Raw genomic sequence first — 271 nt, forward strand, 5'->3', positions numbered from 1 at the left:
GGCTTCGCTGGCCACCTATAGCGATCAGTTCCGCATCAAGTTAACCAAGGACCAGGAGGAAAACCAGAGGTTGCTGGAAGAGGCGCTGGCGAACGTCGGCGAAAACATGGTGCGCTCGCTGGTGCCCAACATCGCCGACTTCTCCAAGGAAAGCGAAACGGCCTCTGCGACGTTGCAGAGGCTGGGGGCGAACCTTGGGGCGGCCAATCGCGCACTGAAGCTACTGGACCTGAAGCTCTACGACGTTTCCGTGTCTGGCGCGGCCACCGCT

The 271-nt window shown here is 60.9% G+C and carries 1 protein-coding gene; it reads left to right on the forward strand.

Features of this window, described 5'->3' with window-relative positions:
• A partial coding sequence (locus SB751_RS30700; protein ID WP_410749113.1) for a hypothetical protein occupies positions 1–271 on the forward strand: 271 nt, incomplete at both ends.

Origin of the sequence: Cupriavidus sp. SIMBA_020 (assembly GCF_046535395.1) — a bacterium.
GTDB lineage: Bacteria > Pseudomonadota > Gammaproteobacteria > Burkholderiales > Burkholderiaceae > Cupriavidus > Cupriavidus campinensis.